The following is a 25002-nucleotide window of genomic DNA, read 5'->3' on the forward strand; positions in this document are numbered from 1 at the left end:
GCATTGGTCGCCGAGAAGAGTATATTTTTTCGTTCTAATAAATCGTCGTGCATTGGAAGAGAATGAGGCAAATCCCACACCGATCAGATCCGGGAGGAGACGATGTCGAGTGTCAGATGGACCATAAAGGGCCGGGAATTCATTCACTGCAATTGCGCCTATGGCTGCCCCTGCCAGTTCAACGCGCTGCCGACCCACGGCAATTGCTGCGCCGTCGGCGGGATCGAGATCGAGACCGGCCATCACGGCGAAACGCGGCTCGACGGCTTGCGATGCGGACTGATCGCGGCCTGGCCGGGCGCAATTCACGAGGGCAAAGGAGCGGTCGTGCCGATCGTCGATATCCGCGCCACTCCGGCGCAACGGGAGTCGTTGCTGCGCATCATGAGCGGCCAGGATACCGAGCCAGGAGCGACCTTCTTCCAGGTGTTTGCCACCACATTTGAAACCTTTCACGACCCGGTCTTTGCCGAAATCGATTTCGATGTCGACGTGAGCGCCCGCACAGCACGGCTGAACGTTCCCGGCTGGATCGTCGCGCGCGGCGAGCCGATCCTGAACCCGGTGACGGGGAGCCCGCATCAGGCGCGCATCAACCTGCCGAAGGGCTTCGAATACGATATCTGCGAAGTCGGGCGCGGCTGGGCCGATACCAAAGGGCCGTTGGCGCTGTCGATCCCGGATTCGCACGCCCATTTTGCCAGCATGCATCTGACTGAAAGCGGCGTGGTGCACTGACTGTTATGGCCGACACCCCGCTCGAAACGCTTCTTAGGCGCGACCGGGTGATCGTCGCGTTCTCGCTGCTGGCCCTGACCGGGATTACTTGGCTCTATATCCTCTGGTTGGCAGTGGGAATGGATAGCATGGCCGTCATCCCCGCCTCGGGCGATGGCATGAGCACGGGCATGGCCATGGATATGGACATGACGGCGGATGCAATGGCGCCGATGGGCGATACGACCCTCCGCCCGTGGCGTGCTTCGACATTCGCCTATGCCTTCGTCATGTGGGCGGTGATGATGATCGGCATGATGACGCCTTCGGCGGCGCCGATGATCCTGCTCTATGCCCGTGTCGGGCGGCAGGCGGCGCGTGACAACAAGCCATTTGCCGCCACCGGCTTCTTTGCCGGCGGCTATCTTTCCGCCTGGACTCTGTTTGCCGCCCTCGCAACATCAGGGCAATGGCTGCTGGAGGAAGCGCTGCTGCTGACGCCGATGCTGGCGAGCGCCAGCCGCGGTCTGAGCGCTGTCATCCTGATTTCGGTCGGGCTTTTTCAATGGACGCCGCTGAAGGACGCCTGCCTGAGGCAGTGCCAGGCACCGTTCCTGTTCATCCAGAACCATGGCGGCTTTCGCCGCGATGCCGGCGGTGCCTGCCGGCTCGGTCTGCTGCACGGTCTTTATTGTGTCGGTTGCTGCTGGGCGCTGATGGCGCTCTTGTTCATCGGCGGGGTGATGAACGTCCTGTGGATCGCGGCGATCGCCATTTTCGTCCTTGCCGAAAAGATCGTGCCGGGCGGCCGGCTGTTGTCGCGCATCGCAGGCGCCCTGATCGTCATGGCCGGGCTGTGGCAGCTCGCGGCCATGACGTGATCTTTAGAGGCAGCCGCTGAGCGTCAGTCGCTCAGCGTGTCGAAGAAGTCCTTCATCCGGGCAAAGAAGCCGGCGGATTCCGGGTTGTTGTCCTTCGACGAGATCTGCTCGAATTCCTGCAGCAGCTCGCGCTGGCGCTTGGTCAGCTTCTGCGGGGTTTCGATCTGCATCTGGATGTAGAGATCGCCGGTCTGGCTGGAGCGCAGCACCGGCATGCCCTTGCCCTTCAGGCGGAACTGCTTGCCGGCCTGGGTGCCTTCCGGCACCGTCACGCGCGACTTGGTGCCGTCGAGCGTGGTGACGTCGAACTTGCCGCCGAGGGCTGCCGTCGTCATGGAGATCGGCACGCTGCAATAGAGATCGGCGCCATCGCGCTGGTAGAACTCATGCGGCTTGACCGAGAGGAAGATGTAGAGGTCACCGGCCGGCCCGCCACGCACACCTGCTTCCCCTTCGCCGGAGAGGCGAATGCGGGTGCCGTCTTCGATGCCGGCCGGGATGTTGACGGAGAGCGTGCGCTCTTCGGTGACGCGGCCATGGCCGTGGCACTTGGTGCAGGGGTCGGTGATCGTCTGGCCGCGGCCGCCGCAGGTCGGGCAGGTGCGTTCGATCGAGAAGAAGCCTTGAGCGGCGCGCACACGGCCGGAGCCCTGACAGGTGCCGCAGGTTTTCGGGCTGGTGCCGGGCTTGGCGCCGGAGCCGGTGCAGACGTCGCAGGTGATCGAGGTCGGGACCCGGATCTGCGCGGTCTTGCCGGAATAGGCCTCTTCCAGCGAGATTTCCATGTTGTAGCGCAGATCGGCGCCGCGCTCGCGGCCACCCGATGAACGCCGCTGGCGTCCGCCACCCATCATCTCGCCAAAGATGTCTTCGAAGATGTCGGAGAACCCGCCGGCACCGCCGGCACCACCGCCGAAGCCGTTGCCCATGCCGCCCTGCTCGAAGGCTGCGTGGCCATAGCGATCATAGGCCGCGCGCTTCTGCGGGTCCTTGAGCGTCTCGTAGGCTTCGTTGATTTCCTTGAAGGTCTTTTCCGAGGCGGCGTCGCCGGGGTTCTTGTCCGGATGATACTTCATCGCCAGTTTGCGGAAGGCGCTCTTCAGCTCCTTCTCATCCGCGGTCTTGGCAACGCCAAGCGTTTCGTAAAGATCACGTTTCATTCTTCAAAGATTGTCCTGTTGACAAGGCGTGCCAGCGCGGGGGCCCGGCGGCTGCCTGGTTACCTTGCCACAGGATTTAGTAAACCTTGAAGCGCGATACCATAGCCCATCGAGCTGCAGATGCGGTTTTTTGTCGGAAAAATGACGTTTCTGCCGGTCTTGCGCCTCGCTGGCGCCGCTCGTTGCCATTCCAGCCCACGACGTTGTCCCATGGCGGCCGTCTCAGAGGCGTGGGTCCAGTGCCGCCCGCCCGTGAAAAAGCCGTTCGACGCGAGCCTGCGGGGGTATAAAGAGCAACAAAAAAGCCCGGGTCACCCCGGGCTTTTTCGTCTCTAGCAGAGAGCGACTTAGGCCGAACGCTTGCGGTCGTCTTCGTCGTTGACTTCTTCGTAGTCCGCATCGACGACATCGCCGTCGCGGGCGGCGTCAGCGGCGGCGTCCGCATGGGCGGCGTCCGTCTGCTGGGCCTCATAGATCGCCTGACCGAGCTTCATGGAGACTTCCATCAGCGTGTTGGTCTTGGCCTTGATGTCTTCGGCATCAGGCTCGGAAGCCTCGACGGCGGTCTTCAGCGCGGCAATCGCGTCGGAGATCGCGTTGCGGTCGGTTTCCGAAACCTTGTCGCCATAGTCCTTCAGCGACTTTTCCGAAGAATGGATCAGGCTTTCTGCCTGGTTCTTCGCTTCTACGCCTTCGCGGCGCTTCTTGTCGGTTTCGGCATTGGCTTCGGCGTCCTTGACCATCTTCTCGATGTCGGCGTCGGACAGGCCACCGGATGCCTGGATGCGGATCTGGTGTTCCTTGCCCGTACCCTTGTCCTTGGCCGAGACCTGGACGATGCCGTTGGCGTCGATGTCGAAGGTCACTTCGATCTGCGGCATGCCGCGCGGTGCCGGCGGAATGCCGACGAGATCGAACTGGCCGAGCAGCTTGTTGTCGGCTGCCATTTCGCGCTCGCCCTGGGAGACGCGGATCGTCACGGCCGACTGGTTGTCGTCGGCGGTCGAGAAGGTCTGCGACTTCTTGGTCGGGATCGTCGTGTTGCGTTCGATCAGGCGGGTGAAGACGCCACCAAGCGTTTCGATGCCGAGCGACAGCGGGGTCACGTCGAGAAGCAGAACGTCCTTGACGTCGCCCTGCAGAACGCCGGCCTGGATCGCAGCGCCCATGGCCACGACTTCATCCGGGTTCACGCCCTTGTGCGGCTCCTTGCCGAACAGCTGCTTGACGGTTTCCTGCACCTTCGGCATGCGGCTCATGCCGCCGACGAGAACGACTTCGTCGATCTCGGCAGCCGAGACGCCGGCATCCTTGAGGGCTGCCTTGCACGGCGCAACGGTGCGCTGGATCAGGTCGTCGACAAGCGCTTCGAACTTGGCACGGGTCAGCTTCATCGTCAGGTGCTTCGGACCGGACGCGTCGGCCGTGATGAACGGCAGGTTGATTTCGGTCTGCTGCGACGAGGACAGCTCGATCTTGGCCTTTTCGGCAGCTTCCTTCAGGCGCTGAAGAGCGAGCTTGTCGTTCTTCAGGTCGATGCCCTGTTCCTTCTTGAACTCGCCAGCGAGGTACTGGACCAGACGCATGTCGAAGTCTTCACCGCCGAGGAAGGTGTCGCCGTTGGTCGACTTCACTTCGAAGACGCCGTCGCCGATTTCGAGAACCGAGATATCGAAGGTGCCGCCGCCAAGGTCATAAACGGCGATCGTCTTGCCGTCCTTCTTGTCGAGGCCGTAGGCAAGCGCTGCAGCAGTCGGCTCGTTGATGATGCGCAGCACTTCGAGACCGGCGATCTTGCCGGCATCCTTGGTTGCCTGGCGCTGAGCGTCGTTGAAGTAGGCCGGGACGGTGATGACGGCCTTCTCGACCTTTTCACCGAGGTAGGATTCAGCCGTTTCCTTCATCTTCTGAAGGATCATGGCGGAGATCTGCGACGGCGAGTAGTTCGTGCCGTGCGCTTCGACCCAGGCGTCGCCATTGTCGGCCTTGGTGATCTTGTAAGGCACCATGTCCTTGTCTTTTTGCGTGGTCGGATCCTGGAAGGTCCGGCCGATCAGGCGCTTGATCGCAAAAAGCGTGTTTTCCGGGTTGGTGACCGCCTGGCGCTTGGCCGGCTGACCAACGAGACGTTCGCCGTCTTCGCTGAATGCCACCATCGAGGGGGTCGTGCGCGCACCCTCGGCATTTTCAATGACCTTCGCATCTTTTCCGTCCATGACGGCGACGCAGGAGTTGGTCGTTCCCAAGTCAATACCAATAACTTTAGCCATGTCGTTCTCTCCTTGCAGCGGACTGTCGGAACCCGGTCAGGCATTCGTGAGACAGCCCCTAACGGGATGGTCTTTGGATTTCTTCGCAGCGTTGGCTGCGCCGATGCGGCGTATATAAGGACCGGCGTTTCGGACTGCAAGGCATTCTGCGGGGCGATTGGGGGCAAAAGCAAGCCTGCGATTGGCGTGCGGCGGACAATCGGCGTTTCGCCGAAGTCCGGGACGGCCCCAAAGCGGCAGCACGGCGCCGTTTGCGCCGCCTCAACCGCCCGTCAGGATATCGAAAAGTGTCGTGCGCTTGGTGGCGCCGGTGGTCTCGCCGACATCGGCCGGCGGTACCATGCCGCCGTTGCCTTCGGGCAAGGGGCGGGTCTGCTGGACGGCCATCGAACCGTCGACGCCGACAGGCGGTGCTGGAAAGGCGTTCGGATCGCCGGAAAGAATGTCGCCCGTTGCTGCCGGCGGTGTACCGCCGTCGTCGAAGACCGGCTGCACCCCGGTGGTGCCGAACAGCGGCGAGGGCGAAAGCCCCTCGTGCGCGGCCAGCATGTAGTCGTGCCAGGCCTTGGCGGGCAGGCCACCGCCGGTGACCTTCTTCATCGACTTGCCGTCGTCATTGCCGAACCAGACGCCGGTGGTGAGGTTCGAGGTATAGCCGACGAAAAGCGCGTCGCGGAAGGATTGGGTGGTGCCGGTCTTGCCAGCCGCTTCCCAGCCCTTCAGCTGGGCCTTCTTGCCGGTGCCGTTGGTCAGCACCCGCACCATCATCTGGTTCATTTCGCTGACGATGGCCGGGTCGAGCACACGCGGCGGGTTGTCGTAGGTATTTTCGTAAAGCACCGTGCCGTCGGCCTTGGAAATCCGGCGGATGACATGCGGCGTCGCCTTGAAGCCGCCGTTCATGAACGGGGCATAGGCAGACGTCAGCTCGACGAGGCTGACCTCCGAGGTTCCGAGCGCGATCGAGGCATTGGCCTGCATCTCGGAATCGATGCCGAGGCGGTGCGCGACCTTCACCACATTTTGCGGACCGACTTCCATGACGAGCTGCGCGGCGATGGTGTTCAACGAATTGGCAAGTGCGTCGGCGAGCGTGACCTCGCCGCGGTATTTCTGGTCGTAATTTTCAGGCGTCCAGTTGCCGATCCGGACCGGGCCGTCGTTGCGGATCGACATCGGAGTGCGACCGATCTCGAGTGCTGCCGCGTAGACGAAGGGCTTGAAGGCGGAGCCGGGCTGGCGCTTGGCCTTGGAGGCGCGGTCGAACTGGCTTTCGGCATAATCCTTGCCGCCGACCAGCGCACGAATGGCGCCGGTGCCGTCGATCGACACGAGGGCTGCCTGCGAAGCGTCGAGCTTCTTGCCGTCGGCGTCAAGCGTGGCGCTGATCGCCTCTTCCGCCTTCTTTTCGAGGTTGAGGTCGATCGTCGTGTCGATGACCAGGTCTTCCTTGATCTCGCCGATCATGCCGGGAAGCTGATCCATCACCATGTCGGCGACATAGTGCTCGGCGCCCGACCAGTAGCTCTTGGCCTTGGTCGGCGTCTGCGACATCGCGGTCTTGATTTCGCTTTCGGTGACGAAGCCTTCCTCGCGCATGGCGCCGAGAACGACCTGGGCGCGCTCTTCCGCAGCCTTCGGGTCGCGGGCCGGCGACAGGCGCGAAGGCGCCTTCAGCAGGCCGGCAAGCAGAGCCGCCTCGCCGAGGTTCACGTCGCGCGCCGATTTGTTGAAATAGCGTCGCGACGCCGCTTCGACGCCATAGGCGTTCGAGCCGAAGAACACCCGGTTGAGATACATCGCCAGGATCTGGTCCTTGGAATATTTCTGTTCCAGCCAGAAGGCGAGCAGTACTTCCTGCACCTTGCGTTCAAGCGTGCGCTCCGGCGACAGGAACAGGTTCTTGGCAAGCTGCTGGGTCAGCGTCGAGCCGCCCTGGACCATCCGGCCGGTGGTGACATTGGTCAGCATGGCGCGTGCCAGGCCCAGCGGATCGACGCCGAAATGCGAATAGAACCGGCGGTCCTCGATGGCGATAACTGCCTGGGGAATGTAGGGCGACATGTTTTCGAGCGACAAAGCTTCGCCGCCGGTGGTGCCGCGATTGGCGATGATGTCGCCATTGACGGAAAGAATCTTGACGTTGGGCGGCCGCTCGGGGATCGACCAGCTTTCGGCGCTCGGCATGCGCGCGCCGTAATAGAGCACCAGGCCGCCGACGCCCATCGCACCCCAGATCCCGAGCACGATGCACCAGTAAAACAGGGTGCGCACGAGGCCGATGAACCCGCCGCCATTGCCGGAGCCGCGTCGCGATCCGCCACGCTTGCTGCGCTTCGCCTTCTTCTTCTGCGCGGGAGCCGATTTTCCACGGGCCGGTTTGCGGCCGCCGCCGGTTACGCGATCGCTGGCCTCGATGCGAAAATCGTCATCATCGTCGTCGGTGCTTGCGCCGAACGAGGGCTCGATCCGTTGTCCTGACTTGCCGCTTGCTGCCATGCTGTTTGGATTTACCCCTCATGCCGCATCGCGGGCGCCCAGTCGTTTTGCCCCAGCGGCAAACGCAATCTCAAGAGCGGGGAAAGTTGATCGATCGACCCGCCACGGCGATGCGGTGAACTTTAAATGCGGCAATTTAAGGGGGGGTTAAAAACCTGATCGTAAAATATGCATGCTCTTCAACAGCTTGCCGGATCTGGCGTCACGGAGCGTTGCCGTTTCGTTCGCATGATGACACTCGTCCGAGAACCGCGGACCGTTCGGGCGGGCGAGGCGCCTGGAAACAGGCATCAAAGACCAGTCGTACCACGCCCCATATAGCGGCTCCTGCGGTCCCTCGAGGCCCGCGTCTTTGCGCGGACACGAATCCATTGGACGAGCCCATTCCTTGGCGCGCGTGACATAGGCGACCGCCGACGCTGTGGCAGACATGAAGATCCGGTACTGGGTCTGTCGATGCCGGACTATTCGGCAGTCTTTTCGTCCTGCACCAGGCGATCGGTCTTTTTCAGGACTACCATTTCTTCGGATACCGGCTCGCTTTCCGTCGATATGCTCGCTGTCGTCGTTTCCGTGTCGATCGCTGCATTGGTCTTGGCGTGATAGGCGCATTCGGCAAATGCCGCGGAGGTCGACAGGCCGATGGCGGCTACGGTCACTAGAAGCGTCCTCATGATCTTCTCCTTCTCGCTCACCGGTCAAATCTAACGCGCAAAGCGATCTGCTCGAAATCACGATTTTGTTCCGGCGGGAGGCCGGGCCAGGTAGTGCCATGACGTCGCCGAAGCGCGTGGGGTCGGCGGGGCGATTGCAGAATGCTTGCGGACTATCGATCAGCCGATAGCCTTCAACTTCGCTCTCTAAATCAACAGTCAGGTGTCTATCGACGCGGCTAGGGATTAAAATGGTGCGATGCAGCAAATTGCCCTTGAAAATATTGCGGCGCATGATTATTATACGACTTATCGAAGCGCTGCACCTCCTCCCGCGGCGCCCGATGCGGATCGGTGGCACTCCTCCTCCCAGTCACCGGTCAAGTTTGAGAGCCCCGTGCACCTCCTCCCGCGCGGGGCTCTTTTCATGTCTGGGCCTCTCTCCTGCCTGACGAAGTCAACTCACCTTCGGCGCAGATTAGACTGGTCCTGCAAGGCTTGCGGGTGTATCGGCGCGGACATGGGCTCCAAGGCAAACGGCTACATCTACGCGCTACAGGCAATCGTCATCTTTGCGATCCAGGACGGCATCTCCAAACATCTGGGCAGCCTCTATCCCCCTGTCTTTGTGGCAATGATCCGCTATTGGGCCTTTGCCCTGTTTGCAGTCGTGCTCGCCACCCGGGCAACAGGCGGGCTCAAGGTGACGGCCGCGACCAGAAGACCGCTGCTGCAGGTGCTGCGCGGGCTGCTGTTGCCGCTGCAGATCGTCATGGTGATCACCTCGTTCACGCTGGTGGGGCTGGCGCATTCGCAGGCAATCCTCGCGGCGACGCCCTTATTTGTTGCCCTCCTGTCGATGCCGCTCCTGGGTGAGCGTGTCGGCTGGCGCCGGTGGCTGGCGATCTCGGTCGGGCTTATCGGCGTTCTCCTGATCCTGAAACCGGCCGAGGGCCTGTTCGAGACGGCATTCCTGTTGCCCTTGGTGGCAGCCCTTGTCTTTGCCCTCTATGTCATCGTCACCCGGCTGGTCAGCCGTGACGATCAGGCCATGACGAGTTTTTTCTATACCGGCATCGTCGGCGCCCTGGCGATCAGCCTCGTCGGTCCGTTCTTCTGGACAACGCTGTCGCCACCGGATTGGGGCTGGATGCTGCTCCTATGCCTTACCGGGACCTCGAGCCACTATTTCCTCATCCGCGCCTATGACGTGCTGGACGCGGTCGCTGTCCAGCCGCTGACTTACCTGCAACTCGTCTTCGCGTCGGTCATGGGTGTCAGCATTTTCGGCGAGACGCTGACCACCAACATGATTGCCGGCTCGGTGCTTGTGGTGGCGGCCGGCATCTTCACCGTCTGGCGCGAGCGCGTCGTTGCCCGCCGCAAGGCAGGCCTGCCGCCGGCCTGATCGGCGATATCGATGTTTTCGCGAATCCTGCTATGGCTTCGCCTTGATGTTGTGCTCGCCTGGCTGCCCCGAAAGCCGATGAGGAGGAATGCCGTGAAGTTTCCGTCCGCCGCTGTGCTGGCCTTTTCCACGCTTGCCACCGTGAATTCCGAAGTTCTGGCGCAGGATAGCGTCGCCTATGTCGACGATCGCTCTGATGGTGCCGCTGTCGTTCGATCGCTCTACAACGCCATCAATCGCAAGGAATACGCGCGCGCCTACGGCTATTTCGGCGAGACGAAACCCGTCGGCGGATACAAGGCTTTCACGCGCGGCTACGAGCGGACCGTTTCGGTCGAAGTGAAGCTCGGCAAGGTGAAGACCGAGGCGGGCGCCGGAAGCATCTACTCAGCGGTGCCGGTTGCGGTGAAATCGATCGAGAAACGCTCACGCGTGCGCTTCTTCGCCGGCTGCTACGTGACGCGGATCATCAATCCGTCGCTGCAGGTGCCGCCGTTCACGCCCTATCAGATCGAAGCTGCACGGCTGAAGGAAGTGAAGGGACCGCTCGAAGCGGCCCTTCCGGCCGTGTGCAAGGCACCGTGACGGCCCTTCGTCCCGGCCTTACTGAACCGGGCCGCGCCGCTCGGCAAGGAAGCGCGAGCGTTCGAACACCAGGATCACGGCAAGCGCCATGATGAACGGTATGACCAGGTAGAGAATCCGGAAGATCGCAAGGGCCGCCAGCACGTCGGCCGGGTCCATTTCCGGAAGGGCGGCGATGAAGACCAGCTCCAGCACGCCAAGCCCGCCCGGCGCGTGCGAAAGCAGGGCTGCCGAGAACGATGCCAGAAAAATCCCCAGAATGACGATGAAACCCGGATTACCGGCTTCCGGCAGGGCGAAATAGATGATTCCGGCCGCACCGATCAGCTCGACCGGCGCGATCACCAGCTGCCGCAAGACGATGGCGGGTTTCGGATAATGCAGCTGGAACCAGCGCGTGCGGATCGACGGGAAGCCGACGAGGCTGCCGACGACATAGAGCGTGATGACGATCAGGATCAGCACGCCTGTCGTCAACGACATTTCGACCGGCAGGAATTCGGCGAACCGTTCGATGATTTCCGGTTTCACCAGAAGCACGATCGCCGACAGCATCAGGGTTCCGAGCGCGAAGGTGAACGAGCAGAAGGCGACGAGGACGCCGACTTCTCCCGGCGTCAGCCCCTTCGATCGGTAGGCCCGGTAGCGCACGACAGCGCCGGAAAAGACGGATGCGCCGAGATTGTGCGAGAGCGCATAGGTGGTGAACGAGCAGACGGTGATGAACCACAGCGAGATGCGGTGGCCGAGATGATCGAGCGCCAGCTTGTCGTAGCCGGCAAGGGCGGCATAGGCGACCAGTGTGGCGCCGATCGCCAGAAGCCAGCTTTTCAGGGAAATTGCCGTGAAGCTGGCAAGGAAATCGTCCAGCGAGAGACCGCTCAGTTCGTGATAGAGCGCATGCACCGAAAAGATGATCGCTGCCAGCCCGACGACGGGCCAGAAGTACGCGCGCAGCCTGCTCATAGCGGCGTCGCGATCGCTGCAACAAGCTTGGCCGAAGGCTCTGTCGACGGCGCCGCCACTATCTCGGGACGCATCTGTTCATGAAAGCAGCCACCATCGTGGCTCCAGCTCGTCACAGTTTCGCGCCCAGAACGCGACGTCTCGGTCCTTACACTTGCCAATGATCCAATTTCCCATTCTGATTTGTTTTGCAAAAGGGAAGCACCTGAGGCCGGTGAGGTCAAGGATCGATGCCCCGCCAGAGGCGGGTGTTCGGTCAAGAAATCGCGAAGACGACACGGTAAAGCGGAGGCGGTCGGATGCAGAACGACGAGGAAAAACTGATCGAAGCGGTCTTTCGCAACGGAACCGTGACGGTCGTCGGCGTGGTGCTTTCGTTTTCGCTGGGATTTCTCACCCAGTGGGCGGCCAATCCGCTGCCGTGGAATATGGGCGATCTTCCCGCCGTCATCCTCTTGGCGATCGGCATCCTCCTGCAGATGCGTGCGCTGTGGGACTTCCTCCATCTGCGCTCGCTGCAGCCGAAGGTCTACGAGCAGGCGACGCGTGTGTTCTTCATCGGCGTGATGGTTACCGGCAGCGGCGTGTTTGCCGCGTTGATTGCCGACTTTGTCGAGATGATCTCCAAAGTGGCGTGACCGTCGTGGCGGGCTGACCCGCCACGACGTCGTTGCTGCAAAATTCCTTAAGTCAGAATCGATTCAAGGAGAAATTATGCAGCAAATTCATGGTATTACAGCGTCCATAGCGCGCCATGTTTGGCGCGCGGCGCAGTAACATCAGGCCGCAAGCGCATTCAGGATGCGGATCCAGGAGCGAATGCCCTTGTGATAGGACTGCAGCTCATACTTTTCGTTCGGCGAATGGATACGGTCGTCCGAAAGGCCGAAGCCGACGAGCAGCGATTCCATGCCGAGCATCTTCTGGAAGTCGCCGACGATCGGGATCGAGCCACCCATGCCGATGACCACGGCCGGCTTCGGCCACTCGTCGGACAAGGCAAGCTTCGCCGTGTTGAGCAGGTTCGAATCGTAAGGCAGCTGGATCGCCGGCGAACCGCCATGGGCATGGAATTCGACCGTGCAATCCGCTGGCACCTTCGAGCGCACGTAGGCGCGGAAGGCCTCGCGGATCTTTTCCGGGTTCTGATTGCCGACGAGGCGGAAGGAGACCTTGGCGGAAGCCTCGGCGGCGATCACCGTCTTGAAGCCTTCGCCGGTGTAGCCGCCGATGATGCCGTTGATCTCGGCCGTCGGGCGCGCCCAGGTCAGTTCGAGAACCGAGCGGTTCTTTTCACCCGACGGGATCGACAGGCCGATTTCGCCGAGGAACTTTTCGGCCGTCTGGCCGAGCGTCTCCCATCCGGCCTTGATCTGGGCCGGAGTTTCCTCGACGCCTTCGTAAAAGCCTTCGAGCGTCACACGGCTGTCATCGTCGTGAAGCCCGGCGAGGATGCCGGTCAGGATGCGGATCGGGTTGGCGGCAGCACCACCGAAGTAGCCCGAATGCAGGTCGCGGTCGGCGGCATTGATGACGACTTCCTCGCCGACGAGACCGCGCAGGCCCGCCGAGATTGCCGGCGTGTCCCGGTCCCACATGCTGGTGTCGCAGACAAGTGCATAGTCGGCTTTGAGTTCGGCCGCATTGGCTTCGAGGAAGGGTTTCAGCGACGGCGAGCCGGACTCTTCCTCCCCTTCGAACAGGATGGTGACGCGGCAGGGCAGCGAACCGTGGACATCCTTGTAGGCGCGGGCTGCCTCGACGAAGGTCAGGAGCTGGCCCTTGTCGTCGGCGGTGCCGCGACCGGTGATGACCTTGCGGCCGGGCTCAAGCTCCTTGAGGCCGGGTTCGAACGGATCGGTATCCCACAGGTTCAAGGGATCGACCGGCTGCACGTCATAGTGTCCGTAGAACAGCACATGCGGCGCATCGGCGGTGGCGCCGGCGTGATGGGCGACCACCATCGGATGTCCGGGGGTGTCGCGGACAGAGGCAGTGAAGCCGAGACCGCTCAGTTCCGCGACCAGCCATTCGGCGGCCTTGCGGCAATCGGCCTTGAAGGCCGGATCGGTCGAGATCGACTTGATGCGCACGAGGTCGAAAAGCCTGTCCAGGCTCTTCGGCAGGTTGGCGTCTGCGCGCTCGAGAATGGGGGTGATATCTGCCATCATGCATATCCTTGCTTCAAGTTTTGCCGGAACCTACTGCATGACGTCGCGAATCGGAATCGATTTCGTGAGCGAAATCATGCAGCCGTTCAACGGTCGGCAGCGACTTTGGCGTGTCCGAACGAACCCGCTCTGGTTGTTTAGAGCCTCGGGCGGGCGGGTTTAAGCCAAATTTATTGATGGAACGATCAGAGGGGCGTGTCGCTGTTACGCGGTGCCGCCATCGCGCGGGGCATGGGCAAGCGCCATGCGCATGTATTCGAGCATGAGTTCCCGTTCGAATTGCCTGAGGCCTGATAGCAGGGACTGATCGGCCGCAAGTGCAGCCTCCTTGGCCGCGGCCTCGATTTCCCTCGCCCTCTGCGTCAGGAAGATCTGTTGCGAGCGTTTATCCTGCGGGTGTTTGCGCCTGACGATGAGCCCGTCGCGCTCCATCCGCGCCAGCGTATTGGCCATGGTCGCCTGTTCGATGTCGAGCCTGTCGAGAAGTTGCTTCTGCGTCAGGCCTTCCTCGGCCCATAATTCCAGGAGGACGGGGAATTGGCCGGGCGCGAAGCCGAGCTTCTGGCCGCGCTCCTGAAGGGCACGCGAGAAACTTTTGGCCAGCAGGCTGGCCAGATAGGTCGCAGATTCCATACGATTGAAGGCCATACGCCAATGGGTACGCCCGATGCGGCGCGAAGACAAGTTACAAAGCAGGCGATGGACTTGAGAAAGCCTTGTCTCGCAGCGATTTGACCCGACCAACGAGAAACCGCCACGGCGCGGAGGCGGCGCCGTGGCGGTTCTCTGAAAACGGGACAAAGGCCCGGAGAGGGGGATAAGGCCTTTGTCCTCATCTGGTGCGGGCGGGGGACAGGCCAATCACCAGAAGACGGCATCACTCGGTGCCGTTGAGTAAGATTTGAGGAGTCAAATGTGGCTTTTCAAGGATTGGGCCGAGGAATCGCGCATTACAAATGCGTAACGTTTCCGTGAAGCTTGGGGCCGCATCCAAAGGCTTTTCCGCGGCGCGCCGAAACCGAACAGGACGCGTGACCGCCGTCGTCATCCTTGCCACGACCACCACGCAGCGCACCGTTGTGCGCTGCTGCCTTGTCGCAGCCGGAGATAGGCGCCGCATGCCCAATACGCAAGCCTGTAGATCGGTCCGTGTCCGGCCGGAAGGGCGACCGAAGCGACAGATGGTTCGTGCAAGGGGTGGACGGTGTCGAACGCGGCACGATCGCTCGCAACAATGGGGTGAGAATGTCGCGAGCGCGGAAAACCGCAATGGACGTTTGGCTCACCCCGCGCTATCCATTGCCGATGAAAAACGGTGATCACCTCTTCCTCGTCGACGGCTCCGGATTCATCTTCCGGGCGTTCCACGCCATCCCGCCGCTCAACCGCAAATCCGATGGCCTTCCGGTCAACGCGGTGTCCGGTTTCTGCAACATGCTGTGGAAGTTGCTCACCGATGCGCGCGATACGTCGGTCGGCGTGACGCCGACGCATTTCGCCGTCATTTTCGACTATTCCTCGAAGACGTTCCGCAACGAACTCTACGATCTCTACAAGGCCAATCGCTCGGCGCCGCCGGAGGATCTCATCCCGCAATTCGGGCTGATCCGTCACGCCACGCGTGCCTTCAACCTGCCCTGCATCGAGAAGGAAGGCTTCGAGGCCGACGACCTGATCGCCACCTATACCCGCCTTGCCGAAAAGGCGGGCGCCAGCGTCACCATCATCTCCTCCGACAAGGACCTGATGCAGCTGGTGACGCCGAACGTGTCGATGTACGACAGCATGAAGGACAAGCAGATCTCGATCCCGGAAGTGATCGAGAAATGGGGTGTGCCGCCGGAAAAGATGATCGACCTTCAGGCGATGACCGGCGATTCCACCGACAACGTGCCCGGCATTCCCGGCATCGGTCCGAAGACCGCAGCGCAGTTGCTGGAAGAATACGGCGATCTCGATACGCTGCTTGCGCGCGCCGGCGAGATCAAGCAGGCCAAGCGCCGCGAAAACATCATCGCCAATGCTGACCTCGCCCGCCTGTCCCGCCAGCTGGTGACGCTACGCACCGACACGCCGCTCGACGTCCCGCTCGAAGACTTTCAGCTCGAACCGCAGGATGGACCGCGTCTCGTCGCCTTCCTGAAGGCGATGGAATTTACCACGCTCACTCGTCGCGTCGCCGCTGCCACCGGCACGGACGCCGATGCTGTCGAGCCGGCCACGGTGCCGGTCGAGTGGGGCGCGGATGCGCGCGGGCCGGATCTCGACAAGGCTTCGGCTGCACCGGCGCCTGCACGCGCCGCAGATGCCGCACCTGCGGCCAAGGGCGACGTCGTCTCCACGGGCGAGGCCGGCGAGGCGACGCCCGAGGCGTTGGCGCAGTCGCGCGCAGCCCTTTTTGCCAATGCCGCCATCGACCACACGCGTTACGTCGCGATCCGCGATCTGCCGACGCTCGATGCCTGGATTGCCGACGCCAGGGAAGCGGGCCTCGTCGCCTTCGATACCGAAACGACGTCGCTCGACGCCATGCAGGCCGAGCTTGTCGGCTTCTCGCTGGCGCTTGCCGACTATGCCAAGGATCCCGCGGGAACGGTGATCCGCGCGGCCTACGTGCCGTTGATCCACAAGACCGGCGTCGGTGATCTTCTCGGCGGCGGCCATGCGGAAAACCAGATCCCGGTGCGTGAGGCCCTGAGCCGGCTCAAGGTCTTGCTTGAAGATCCGTCGGTGCTGAAGGTCGCGCAGAACCTGAAATACGATTACCTCATCATGAAGCGGCACGGCATTACCGTGAAGGGCTTCGACGACACCATGCTGATGTCCTATGTCGTGGATGCCGGCAACGGTACGCACGGGATGGACGCGCTGTCGGAGCGCTGGCTCGGCCACAAGCCGATCGCCTACAAGGACATGACCGGCAGCGGCAAGTCGTCGGTGACATTCGACTATGTCGATATCGACCGCGCCACCGCCTATGCCGCCGAGGATGCCGACGTCACGTTGCGGCTCTGGCATGTGCTGAAGCCGCGGCTTAGCGCCAAGGGGCTGGTGCGCGTCTATGAACGGCTGGAGCGGCCGCTCGTGCTGGTTCTGGCGAATATGGAAGAGCGCGGCATCACCATCGACCGCCAGATTCTGTCGCGCCTCTCCGGCGAGCTGGCGCAAGGCGCTGCAGCCCTCGAGGACGAGATCTACAAGCTGGCCGGCGAAACCTTTACGGTCGGATCGCCCAAGCAGCTCGGCGATATCCTGTTCGGCAAGATGGGGCTGCCGGGCGGGTCGAAGACCAAGACCGGCCAATGGTCGACCTCGGCACAGGTGCTCGAGGATCTCGCGGCCGAAGGCCACGAACTGCCGCGCAAGATCGTCGACTGGCGCCAGATGACCAAGCTGAAGTCGACCTATACCGACGCCCTGCCGGGCTTCGTTCATCCGGAAACCAAGCGCGTCCACACCTCCTATGCGCTGGCGGCGACGACGACGGGACGGCTGTCCTCGTCCGACCCGAACCTGCAGAACATCCCGGTGCGCACCGCCGAAGGCCGCAAGATACGCACAGCCTTCATTGCGACGCCCGGCCACAAGCTGGTTTCGGCCGACTACAGCCAGATCGAGCTGCGCGTGCTGGCCCATGTCGCTGACATCCCGCAGCTGCGGCAGGCCTTTGCCGATGGCGTCGACATTCACGCCATGACGGCTTCGGAAATGTTCGGCGTTCCGGTCGAGGGCATGCCGAGCGAAATCCGTCGGCGAGCGAAAGCCATCAACTTCGGCATCATCTACGGCATCTCCGCCTTCGGTCTTGCCAACCAGTTGTCGATCGAGCGGTCGGAAGCGAGCGATTACATCAAGAAGTACTTCGAGCGCTTCCCCGGCATTCGCGACTACATGGAAAACACCAAGGCCTTTGCCCGCGAGCACGGCTATGTCGAGACGATCTTCGGCCGGCGCGCGCACTATCCCGACATCCGCTCGTCGATCCCCTCGCATCGCGCCTTCAACGAGCGTGCGTCGATCAACGCGCCGATCCAGGGCTCTGCGGCCGACATCATCCGCCGCGCCATGGTCAAGATCGAGCCGGCGCTCGCCGAGGCGAAGCTTTCCGCCCGCATGCTGCTGCAGGTGCATGACGAACTGATCTTCGAGGTCGAGGATGCCGAGGTCGAGCGCACCATTCCGATCGTCGTCTCGGTGATGGAGAACGCCGCGATGCCGGCGCTCGACATGCGCGTGCCGCTCAAGGTCGACGCTCGCGCCGCGATGAACTGGGACGAGGCGCACTGAGGCTTTTCTGAGGGAAACCATCAGTAAGCCTGCATCGACAGCTGCGGGTATTCTTGCACAAGGCGGCCACCACGGTCGCCTTTTGTCTGTCCCGATATCACGATGAGAGAAAGCGCATCCGCTTGCCACGTCAGCCGTTGCGGCTTTGCTCGTCGCCCCCTAGGCAGCAATCGGGAAGGGCGCGCCAGCGCGCCCGGCAGAGCCGCTGATCGGAGGGACCATGGCCGCCAATACATTCATCCTTGTGCTGTCCTGTGACGACAAGCCGGGCATCGTTGCCGCGGTGACGACGGAGCTGGCCGGCCTTGGCGCCAACATTGCCGAAAGCAGCCAGTTCTGGGATCGGCACACCAACAGCTTCTTCATGCGCATCGCCTTCCAGGCACCCGATGGCATGGTGCGGGACGATGTCGAGCGGGCGCTACGACCGGCTATCGACCGGTTCCAGATGCGCACCACGCTTACGGAGGCGACGCGCAAGCCGAGGATCGTCATTCTGGTGTCGAAGTTCGACCACGCGCTGTTGCACCTGCTCTACCAGATCCGCGTCGGCTGGCTGAACGCCGAAGTCGTCGCCATCGTTTCCAACCACGAGGACAGTCGGCGGACGGCGGACCTCGAAGCAGTGCCCTATCACCATTGGCCGGTGTCGAAGGCCAACAAGGCGGAGCAGGAGGAGAAGCTACTGCATCTCGTGCAGGAGACGGGCGCGGACCTGGTGATCCTGGCGCGTTACATGCAGGTCTTCTCCGACACCTTGTCGAAGCGTCTTTATGGCAAGGCGATCAACATCCACCACTCGTTCCTGCCGTCCTTCAAGGGGGCAAAACCCTATCACCAGGCCCATGAGCGCGGCGTCAAGCTGATCGGCGCTACGGCCCATTACGTCACCCCGGATCTCGACGAGGGCCCGATCATCGAGCAGGAGACCGAGCGTGTCAGCCACGCTTTGACGGCAGACGATTTCGTCGCCAGCGGCCGCGACATCGAAAGCCGTGTGCTGGCGCGTGCGGTCAAGCTGCACCTGGAGCGGCGCGTCATGCTCAACGGTCACAAGACGGTCGTGTTCAGCTAACGGGGGTCTGCGGGATGCGGGCGGCGCTAGGGGTGCGGAAACTGGAAAACAGTCGCCTCAACCCATCACGACCTTCCGCGACGATGTCAAAGCTGCGGCCGAAGAGCAGCCACTGCGTGCAGAGGCCCAGCATCATCCAATGAAGCGTGCGGGTCGCCGATGTCGGCGTCCAGCTGTCGCGCATGTAGCCGCTGGCAAGGGCACGGGCGAATGCCAGCTCGAGCAGGGAATTGTGATGTTCGTCGAGTTCCCTGTGACGCGTCAGGACCTCGCTCATGTCGCCGTCGTAGTTGGTGCGCAGCATGATGGTGAGGATGCGCTGGCGTTGCTCATCAGCAGCCAGAATATCGATCCAGGCACCCATCGCATCCTCGACGATTGCCAGAGTATCGGCGGTCTCGGCCTCGATCTCCTGAGCGATCATGTCTTCCTGGGGCAGGGGGACTGCGTCATGCAGGGCTAGGAAAAGATCGGTCTTGTTGGAAAAGTGCCAGTAGATGGCGCCGCGGGTCACGCCCGCTTCCTTGGCCACTTCCTCCAGCGTCGTGTTCGACACACCCTTTGCGTAGAACACACGTTCGGCAGCACTCAGGATCTTCTGCCGGGTTGCCTCCGCATCGGCTTTCGTTCGGCGCATTCATTCCTCCTTGCAGAACGGCCCGCCGAGAAGGCGGGCCGTCGATTGTCGTGTTACTCGGCGGGTGTCGGGGTCTCGGCTGCAGCCGGTGTGGCTTCGGCCTTCTTGCGTCCGAACAGCTTCGTGACGAACACGAAGAACACCGGAACGAAGAAGATCGCCAGCACCGTTGCCGAGATCATGCCACCCATCACGCCGGTGCCGATGGCGCGCTGGCTGCCCGAGCTTGCGCCCGTGGCGATCGCCAGCGGCAGAACGCCGAGCGTAAAGGCAAGCGACGTCATCAGGATCGGGCGGAAGCGCAGGTGCGCTGCCTCCAGCGTCGCGTCGATCAGCGACTTGCCCTGCTCGCGCAGCTCCTTGGCAAACTCGATGATCAGGATGGCGTTCTTCGCCGACAACCCGATGATCGCGATCAGGCCGACCTTGAAGTACACGTCGTTCGGCATGTCGCGCATCGTCACGGCCAGAACCGAGCCGATGACCCCAAGCGGAACCACCATGATGACCGCAACCGGGATCGACCAGCTCTCATAGAGCGCGGCCAGGCACAGGAAGACGAGCAGGCACGACAGCGCGATCAGCAGAGGCGCCTGGGTGCCGGACTGGATTTCCTGCAGGGACTGGCCGGTCCATTCGTAGCCGAAGCCCGCCGGCAACTGCCCGGCAAGCCGTTGCATCTCGGCGATCGCGTCACCGGACGAATAGCCGTGAGCCGCTTCGCCGCTGATGCGCACCGACGGGTAGCCGTTGTAGCCGATCGTCTGGGTCGATGCCTTGACCCACTCCACCGTCGCAAAGGCCGAGAGCGGAACCATGCCCCCATTGGCGTTGCGGACGTTGAGGTTCAACAGATCCGCCGTCTGCATGCGCTGACCTTCGTCCGCCTGCACCGTCACACGCTGCATGCGGCCGGCATTCGGGAAGTCGTTGACATAGGACGAGCCGAGGTTGGTCGAGATCGTCGAGTTGATGTCGGCAAACGTCACGCCGAAGGTATTGGCCTTTTCGCGGTCGATGGTCACGCTGACCTGAGCCGCATCGGGCATGCCTTCGAAGCGAACGCCGGTGACGATCTTGCTCTCAGCCGCAAGGCCGAGAAGCTGGTCGCGGGCCTGCGAGAGCGCCGCTTCGCCGAGACCGCCCCGATCCTGCAGGCGGAAGGAGAAGCCGCCCGTGGTGCCGAGGCCCTGGATCGCCGGCGGCGACAGCGCAAAGCTGATCGCATCCTTGATCTGGCTCATCGCCATCGTCGCCCGCATCGCGATCGACTGGGCGGCGTTGTCGGCATCGCGTTCCTTCCAGTCCTTCAGCGTCACGAAGGCGAGCGCTGCGTTCTGTCCGGTGCCGAAGAAGGAGAAACCGTTGATCGCAATGATGCGTTCGACAGCCGGCTCCTGGCCGAAGATTTTTTCGGCCTGCTCCACCACCTCGGTCGTACGGTTGCCCGTCGCCTCAGAAGGGAGCTGCATCATGACGATCACGAAGCCCTGGTCTTCGTCCGGAAGGAACGACGACGGCAGCTTCATGAACAGCCAGCCGAGACCGGCCAGAACCGCAAGGTAGACGATCATGTAGCGGCCGGTCCGGTGGACCATATGCTTCACGATACCGCTATAGCCATGCGAGGTCTTGTCGAAGCTACGGTTGAACCAGCCGAAGAAGCCGCGCTTGGCGTGGTGGTGGCCCTTGGGAACCTGCTTCAGGAAGCTGGCGCACAGCGCCGGTGTCAACGACAGCGCAAGCAGCGCCGAGAACAGGATCGACACGACCATCGTCAGCGAGAACTGGCGATAGATCACACCGACGGCGCCCGGGAAGAAGGCCATCGGAATGAACACCGAAGCCAGAACCAGCGTGATGCCGATGACGGCGCCGGTGATCTGCTTCATCGCCTTGCGGGTCGCCTGCTTCGGCGTCAGCCCCTCTTCGGACATGATGCGTTCGACGTTCTCGACGACGATGATCGCATCGTCGACGAGGATGCCGATCGCCAGCACCATGCCGAACATGGTCAGCACGTTGATCGAGAAGCCCATCGCCAGCATGACGGCGCAGGTGCCGAGCAGGGCGACCGGCACGACGAGCGTCGGGATGATGGTGTAGCGGATGTTCTGCAGGAACAGGAACATCACGATGAAGACGAGCGCGACCGCTTCGACCAGTGTCGAAAGCACCTTCTCGATGGAAACGGCAACGAACGGCGAGGTGTCGTAGGGAACCGAATATTCGAGGCCCTGGGGGAAGAACTTCGACAGTTCGTCCATGCGCTCCTTGATCGCCGCAGACGTCGACATGGCGTTGCCGCTCGGCGACAGCTGCACGGCGATGGCCGCGGACGGCTTGCCGTTGAGGCGGGTCGAGAACGCATAGCTTTCGCCACCGATTTCGACACGAGCGACGTCACGCAGGCGGACGGAGGAGCCGTCCGGATTGGCGCGAAGCACGATCGCTCCGAATTCCTCGGCGCTCGACAGCTGGCCCTTGACGACGACAGGAGCACTGATCTGCTGGGTGATCGGGTTCGGCTGCGCGCCGATCGAGCCGGACGCGATCTGGGCGTTCTGTGCCTGGATGGCATTCGTCACGTCGGCGGCCGTCAGGTTGAGGCCGAGCATCTTGTCGGGGTCGAGCCAGATGCGCATCGAACGTTCGGTCGCAAACAGCTGCGCACGGCCGACGCCGGGCACACGCTGCACTTCGTTCAGAACGTTGCGGCTGAGATAGTCGCCGAGACCGATGGCATCCATCGAGCCGTCGGTCGAGGTAAGCGCGACGATCATCAGGAAGCCGGAGCCGGCTTCATCGACCTGCACGCCCTGGCGCTTGACCGAATCGGGCAGGCGCGGTTCGACGCGGCGAACGCGGTTCTGGATGTCGACGGCCGCCTGTCCCGGGTCCGTGCCCGGTGCAAAGGTGGCGCTGATGTCGACCGAGCCGGAAGCGCTGGAGGTCGATTCGAAATAGAGCAGGCCCTCGACGCCGTTCAGCTCGTTTTCGATCAGCCGGGTAACGCTCTGATAGGTGTCCTGCGACGAAGCGCCGGGATAGCTCGTGTTGATGGAGATCTGTGGCGGTGCGACATCAGGATATTGCGATACCGGCAGAAGCGGTATCGCAATGATGCCGGCGATCATGATGAAGATCGCCACCACCCAGGCAAAAATCGGCCTGTCGATGAAAAAACTGGGCATTAATCAGCACTCACTTTGTGGCTTCAGCGGGCTTTTCTTCGGCCGCCGCGGTCGTCTGCGCTGCTTCGGCCGCGGGCTTGGCGTTCGGGTCCCAATCGGTCGGCTCGACCGGCGCACCGGGGCCGATCTTCTGGAAGCCTTCGACGATGACCTTTTCGCCGGGCTTCAGACCTGCCGTTACCTGCCAGCGGGTTCCGACGGTGCGTCCAAGCGTGACGTTGCGGAACTCGACCTTCTTGTCGGCGGTGACGACATAGACCTGCGACTGGCCGGCAACGTTGCGCTGGACGGCCTGCTGCGGCACGGTGATCGCGTCCTTCTCGACACCTTGCTGGACAAGCACGCGGACGTACATGCCGGGCAACAGGTCACCCTCGGGATTGGGGAACTCGCCGCGCAGCGTCACCTGGCCGGTGGTCGCATCGACCGCGGCCTCCGAGAACAGGAGCTTGCCCTTGTGTTCGTAGGGCGTGCCGTCGTCGAGGATCAGCTGAACCTCGGCTTCCTGCTCGCCGCTCAGCATCTTGCCGTCCTCGAGCGCCTTGCGCAGGCGGATGAGGTCGGTCGCCGACTGGGTAAAGTCGGCATAAAGCGGATCGAGCTGCTGGATCGTGGCGAGGTTTTCCGAGCTGTTGGCGCTGACCAGAGCACCCTCGGTGATCAGCGCGCGGCCGATCTGGCCGCTGATCGGTGCCGTCACGTTGGCATATTGCAGGTCGAGCTTGGCAGCAGCGAGGCCGGCCTGCGCGATGGCCACGTCGGCAGCCGCTGCGGCGAGCAGGGCGGATGCATCGTCGAACTGCTGGGCGGCAACGACGTTGGCCTTCTTCAACGCTTCCTGGCGGGCGGCTTTCTGCTCGGCCTGGAGGCGCACGGCCTCGGCGCGGCGCAGCGTCGCCTCGGCCTTCTCGACCTGCACCTGGAAGGGAGCCGGGTCGATGCGGTAGAGCACGTCGCCTTCCTTCACCTTGGTGCCCTGCTGGAAGACGCGTTCGACGACGATGCCGGATACGCGCGGACGAACCTCGGCGACGCGCGTCGCGGTGATGCGGCCCGGCAGTTCGTTGGTGATCGGCAGCGTCTCCGACGCGGTCGTGAAGACGGCGACAGCCGATGGCGGGAAGGCGGGAGCGGCCTGTTCTTCTTGTTTCTGGCAGCCGGAAAGCAAAATCACGGTTGCCAAGGCGGCGGCCAGTGTCGGTCGGTTCATGCGCATAGCGATGTCCATATTCGGTGACCGTGCGCAGCCAGCGTGGGTCGCAGGGCTGCGCGGTCCGGAAGTGAAGGGAAGCAAGACCGGCATCGGGAACGGAAAATACCGGAACGCTAATATACAAACACAAATGTATGTTAATTTTCGCCGCAGTGCAACACCGTGATGCAGCGCGTTGAATCTACGAAAAAAATCAGCCGCCGCAGCGCTTTCGGCGCCACGGCGGCTTGATATCACCAAGCTTTGATCCGGCTATGTCGCCGGACTTGTCGCGTCAGGCCAGAACGCGGTCGTCGGCACCGAAGCGGTGCATGCTGCCGACCATCGGCGTCGCATAGACGATGTCGTCGGGGGCGTAGCGGTGTTCGCCGAAAAGCCGGACGGTGATCAGGCCGACCTGTTCGGACTCGAGATAGACAATCGTGTCGGCACCCAGATGCTCGACATGGACGACCTTGCCCTTCCAGTCGCCGCTCTCGCGCGACAGGCCGAGATGTTCCGGGCGGATGCCGATCGTCTTGGCGTTCTTGTCGCCGAGCCGGGCGCCATCGATGAAGTTCATCTGCGGTGAACCGATGAAGCCGGCGACAAAGACGTTGGCCGGACGATTGTAGAGATCCATCGGCGAGCCGATCTGCTCGATCTGGCCGGCATTCAGCACCACGATCTTGTCGGCAAGCGTCATCGCCTCGACCTGATCGTGGGTCACGTAGATCATCGTTGCCTTGAGGCTGCGGTGCAGCCGAGCGATCTCGAGCCGGGTGTTGACGCGTAGCGCGGCGTCGAGGTTCGACAGCGGCTCGTCGAAGAGGAACAGCTTCGGTTCGCGCACGATGGCGCGGCCGATAGCGACGCGCTGGCGCTGGCCGCCGGAAAGCTCCGCCGGGCGCCTTGCGAGATAGGGGTCGAGCGACAGCATGCTCGCCGCCTTGCCGACCTTGTCCTCGATCTCTGCCTTCGGCTTGCCAGCCTGCTTCAGGCCGAGGCCCATATTGTCCTTCACCGTCAGGTGCGGATAGAGCGCATAGGACTGGAAGACCATGGCGATGCCGCGTTTGGCCGGCGCCACATGCCCGACCTCGACGCCGTCGATCTGGACGCTGCCGGAGGTCGCGTCCTCGAGGCCGGCGATGGTGCGCAGCAAGGTCGACTTGCCGCAGCCGGAAGGGCCGACGAAGATGACGAACTCGCCGTCTTTTACTTCGAGATCGATGCCCTTGAGAACCTCATGGCTGCCATAGGCCTTGCGGATGGATTTGAGTTGAAGTGATCCCACCTGATTGCCC

General features: G+C 62.6%; 18 protein-coding genes. 7 read left to right on the forward strand and 11 right to left on the reverse strand.

The genetic code is table 11. The features are described 5' to 3' along the window. Positions 1 to 102 precede the first annotated feature (102 nt). Together LPJGGPFB_RS02385 and LPJGGPFB_RS02390 are read left to right on the forward strand one after the other, a co-directional pair. Entirely contained in the window at positions 103 to 738 is a 636-nt protein-coding gene (locus LPJGGPFB_RS02385) for a DUF1326 domain-containing protein (RefSeq protein ID WP_173418568.1), read from the forward strand. Between the two features lie 5 nt (positions 739 to 743). Further along, positions 744 to 1598: a DUF2182 domain-containing protein gene (locus LPJGGPFB_RS02390; protein ID WP_173418569.1), complete on the forward strand. Its 855-nt coding sequence runs from the start codon at positions 744 to 746 to the stop codon at positions 1596 to 1598. Between the two features lie 23 nt (positions 1599 to 1621). Here the strand turns inward: LPJGGPFB_RS02390 and dnaJ are convergent, their stop codons facing one another. The 4 genes from dnaJ to LPJGGPFB_RS02410 form a co-directional block, all read right to left on the reverse strand. After that, positions 1622 to 2758 (reverse strand): molecular chaperone DnaJ, encoded by a 1137-nt coding sequence (gene dnaJ, locus LPJGGPFB_RS02395; protein ID WP_077499455.1) that lies wholly within the window; start codon positions 2756 to 2758, stop codon positions 1622 to 1624. Positions 2759 to 3105: 347 nt separating this feature from the next. Then, complete coding sequence (gene dnaK / locus LPJGGPFB_RS02400; RefSeq protein ID WP_077499453.1) at positions 3106 to 5028, reverse strand: molecular chaperone DnaK; 1923 nt, start codon at positions 5026 to 5028, stop codon at positions 3106 to 3108. Between the two features lie 261 nt (positions 5029 to 5289). Beyond that, entirely contained in the window at positions 5290 to 7527 is a 2238-nt protein-coding gene (locus LPJGGPFB_RS02405) for a transglycosylase domain-containing protein (RefSeq protein ID WP_173418570.1), read from the reverse strand. 464 nt (positions 7528 to 7991) lie between these two features. Further along, positions 7992 to 8201 carry a hypothetical protein gene (locus LPJGGPFB_RS02410; protein ID WP_173418571.1) on the reverse strand — a complete coding sequence of 70 codons (210 nt, stop codon included), beginning with the start codon at positions 8199 to 8201 and terminating at the stop codon, positions 7992 to 7994. A gap of 499 nt (positions 8202 to 8700) precedes the next feature. Between LPJGGPFB_RS02410 and LPJGGPFB_RS02415 the strand changes: the two genes are divergently transcribed. Together LPJGGPFB_RS02415 and LPJGGPFB_RS02420 are read left to right on the forward strand one after the other, a co-directional pair. After that, on the forward strand, positions 8701 to 9588 hold the full coding sequence (locus tag LPJGGPFB_RS02415) for a DMT family transporter (protein WP_173418572.1): 888 nt from the start codon (positions 8701 to 8703) through the stop codon (positions 9586 to 9588). A gap of 93 nt (positions 9589 to 9681) precedes the next feature. Further along, positions 9682 to 10173, forward strand: a complete 492-nt coding sequence (locus tag LPJGGPFB_RS02420) for a hypothetical protein (protein WP_427857494.1) — start codon at positions 9682 to 9684, stop codon at positions 10171 to 10173. 18 nt (positions 10174 to 10191) lie between these two features. Here LPJGGPFB_RS02420 and LPJGGPFB_RS02425 read toward each other — a convergent pair whose 3' ends face one another. Next, on the reverse strand, positions 10192 to 11139 hold the full coding sequence (locus LPJGGPFB_RS02425) for a lysylphosphatidylglycerol synthase transmembrane domain-containing protein (RefSeq protein WP_173418574.1): 948 nt from the start codon (positions 11137 to 11139) through the stop codon (positions 10192 to 10194). A 299-nt stretch (positions 11140 to 11438) separates the two neighbouring features. Between LPJGGPFB_RS02425 and LPJGGPFB_RS02430 the strand changes: the two genes are divergently transcribed. Further along, positions 11439 to 11777 (forward strand): hypothetical protein, encoded by a 339-nt coding sequence (locus LPJGGPFB_RS02430; RefSeq protein WP_173418575.1) that lies wholly within the window; start codon positions 11439 to 11441, stop codon positions 11775 to 11777. A 141-nt stretch (positions 11778 to 11918) separates the two neighbouring features. On the opposite strand, the gene LPJGGPFB_RS02435 is transcribed toward LPJGGPFB_RS02430, so the two are convergent. Together LPJGGPFB_RS02435 and LPJGGPFB_RS02440 are read right to left on the reverse strand one after the other, a co-directional pair. Beyond that, the gene (locus LPJGGPFB_RS02435) at positions 11919 to 13310 is read right to left on the reverse strand and encodes a M20/M25/M40 family metallo-hydrolase (RefSeq protein ID WP_173418576.1); all 1392 of its coding nucleotides are present in this window, start codon (positions 13308 to 13310) and stop codon (positions 11919 to 11921) included. A gap of 204 nt (positions 13311 to 13514) precedes the next feature. Beyond that, positions 13515 to 13958: a MarR family winged helix-turn-helix transcriptional regulator gene (locus LPJGGPFB_RS02440; RefSeq protein ID WP_173418577.1), complete on the reverse strand. Its 444-nt coding sequence runs from the start codon at positions 13956 to 13958 to the stop codon at positions 13515 to 13517. A gap of 657 nt (positions 13959 to 14615) precedes the next feature. Here LPJGGPFB_RS02440 and polA point away from each other — a divergent pair. Beyond that, positions 14616 to 17597: a DNA polymerase I gene (gene polA / locus LPJGGPFB_RS02445; protein WP_173420927.1), complete on the forward strand. Its 2982-nt coding sequence runs from the start codon at positions 14616 to 14618 to the stop codon at positions 17595 to 17597. Positions 17598 to 17817: 220 nt separating this feature from the next. After that, positions 17818 to 18672, forward strand: coding sequence for a formyltetrahydrofolate deformylase (gene purU, locus LPJGGPFB_RS02450; RefSeq protein WP_173418578.1), 855 nt, complete (start codon positions 17818 to 17820; stop codon positions 18670 to 18672). On the opposite strand, the gene LPJGGPFB_RS02455 is transcribed toward purU, so the two are convergent. The 4 genes from LPJGGPFB_RS02455 to LPJGGPFB_RS02470 form a co-directional block, all read right to left on the reverse strand. Continuing rightward, on the reverse strand, positions 18665 to 19309 hold the full coding sequence (locus tag LPJGGPFB_RS02455; protein WP_173418579.1) for a TetR family transcriptional regulator: 645 nt from the start codon (positions 19307 to 19309) through the stop codon (positions 18665 to 18667). The genes purU and LPJGGPFB_RS02455 overlap by 8 nt on opposite strands. A gap of 53 nt (positions 19310 to 19362) precedes the next feature. Next, positions 19363 to 22503: an efflux RND transporter permease subunit gene (locus LPJGGPFB_RS02460; protein WP_173418580.1), complete on the reverse strand. Its 3141-nt coding sequence runs from the start codon at positions 22501 to 22503 to the stop codon at positions 19363 to 19365. A 10-nt stretch (positions 22504 to 22513) separates the two neighbouring features. Beyond that, positions 22514 to 23719, reverse strand: a complete 1206-nt coding sequence (locus LPJGGPFB_RS02465) for an efflux RND transporter periplasmic adaptor subunit (protein ID WP_486599030.1) — start codon at positions 23717 to 23719, stop codon at positions 22514 to 22516. A 271-nt stretch (positions 23720 to 23990) separates the two neighbouring features. Next, complete coding sequence (locus LPJGGPFB_RS02470; protein ID WP_173418582.1) at positions 23991 to 24992, reverse strand: ABC transporter ATP-binding protein; 1002 nt, start codon at positions 24990 to 24992, stop codon at positions 23991 to 23993. Between the last annotated feature and the right edge of the window lie 10 nt (positions 24993 to 25002).

It is taken from the genome of Ensifer adhaerens (assembly GCF_013283195.1).
Lineage (GTDB): Bacteria > Pseudomonadota > Alphaproteobacteria > Rhizobiales > Rhizobiaceae > Ensifer > Ensifer adhaerens_G.

Coding starts and splice junctions, on each gene's coding strand:
- LPJGGPFB_RS02440 (WP_173418577.1), bottom strand. CDS start 13,958: ATGGCCTTCAATCGTATGGAATCTGCGACCTATCTGGCCAGCCTGCTG.
- LPJGGPFB_RS02410 (WP_173418571.1), bottom strand. CDS start 8,201: ATGAGGACGCTTCTAGTGACCGTAGCCGCCATCGGCCTGTCGACCTCC.
- LPJGGPFB_RS02430 (WP_173418575.1), top strand. CDS start 11,439: ATGCAGAACGACGAGGAAAAACTGATCGAAGCGGTCTTTCGCAACGGA.
- LPJGGPFB_RS02455 (WP_173418579.1), bottom strand. CDS start 19,309: ATGCGCCGAACGAAAGCCGATGCGGAGGCAACCCGGCAGAAGATCCTG.
- dnaJ (WP_077499455.1), bottom strand. CDS start 2,758: ATGAAACGTGATCTTTACGAAACGCTTGGCGTTGCCAAGACCGCGGAT.
- LPJGGPFB_RS02415 (WP_173418572.1), top strand. CDS start 8,701: ATGGGCTCCAAGGCAAACGGCTACATCTACGCGCTACAGGCAATCGTC.
- LPJGGPFB_RS02390 (WP_173418569.1), top strand. CDS start 744: ATGGCCGACACCCCGCTCGAAACGCTTCTTAGGCGCGACCGGGTGATC.
- purU (WP_173418578.1), top strand. CDS start 17,818: ATGGCCGCCAATACATTCATCCTTGTGCTGTCCTGTGACGACAAGCCG.
- LPJGGPFB_RS02460 (WP_173418580.1), bottom strand. CDS start 22,503: ATGCCCAGTTTTTTCATCGACAGGCCGATTTTTGCCTGGGTGGTGGCG.
- dnaK (WP_077499453.1), bottom strand. CDS start 5,028: ATGGCTAAAGTTATTGGTATTGACTTGGGAACGACCAACTCCTGCGTC.
- LPJGGPFB_RS02465 (WP_486599030.1), bottom strand. CDS start 23,719: ATGCGCATGAACCGACCGACACTGGCCGCCGCCTTGGCAACCGTGATT.
- LPJGGPFB_RS02385 (WP_173418568.1), top strand. CDS start 103: ATGTCGAGTGTCAGATGGACCATAAAGGGCCGGGAATTCATTCACTGC.
- polA (WP_173420927.1), top strand. CDS start 14,616: ATGAAAAACGGTGATCACCTCTTCCTCGTCGACGGCTCCGGATTCATC.
- LPJGGPFB_RS02425 (WP_173418574.1), bottom strand. CDS start 11,139: ATGAGCAGGCTGCGCGCGTACTTCTGGCCCGTCGTCGGGCTGGCAGCG.
- LPJGGPFB_RS02405 (WP_173418570.1), bottom strand. CDS start 7,527: ATGGCAGCAAGCGGCAAGTCAGGACAACGGATCGAGCCCTCGTTCGGC.
- LPJGGPFB_RS02435 (WP_173418576.1), bottom strand. CDS start 13,310: ATGATGGCAGATATCACCCCCATTCTCGAGCGCGCAGACGCCAACCTG.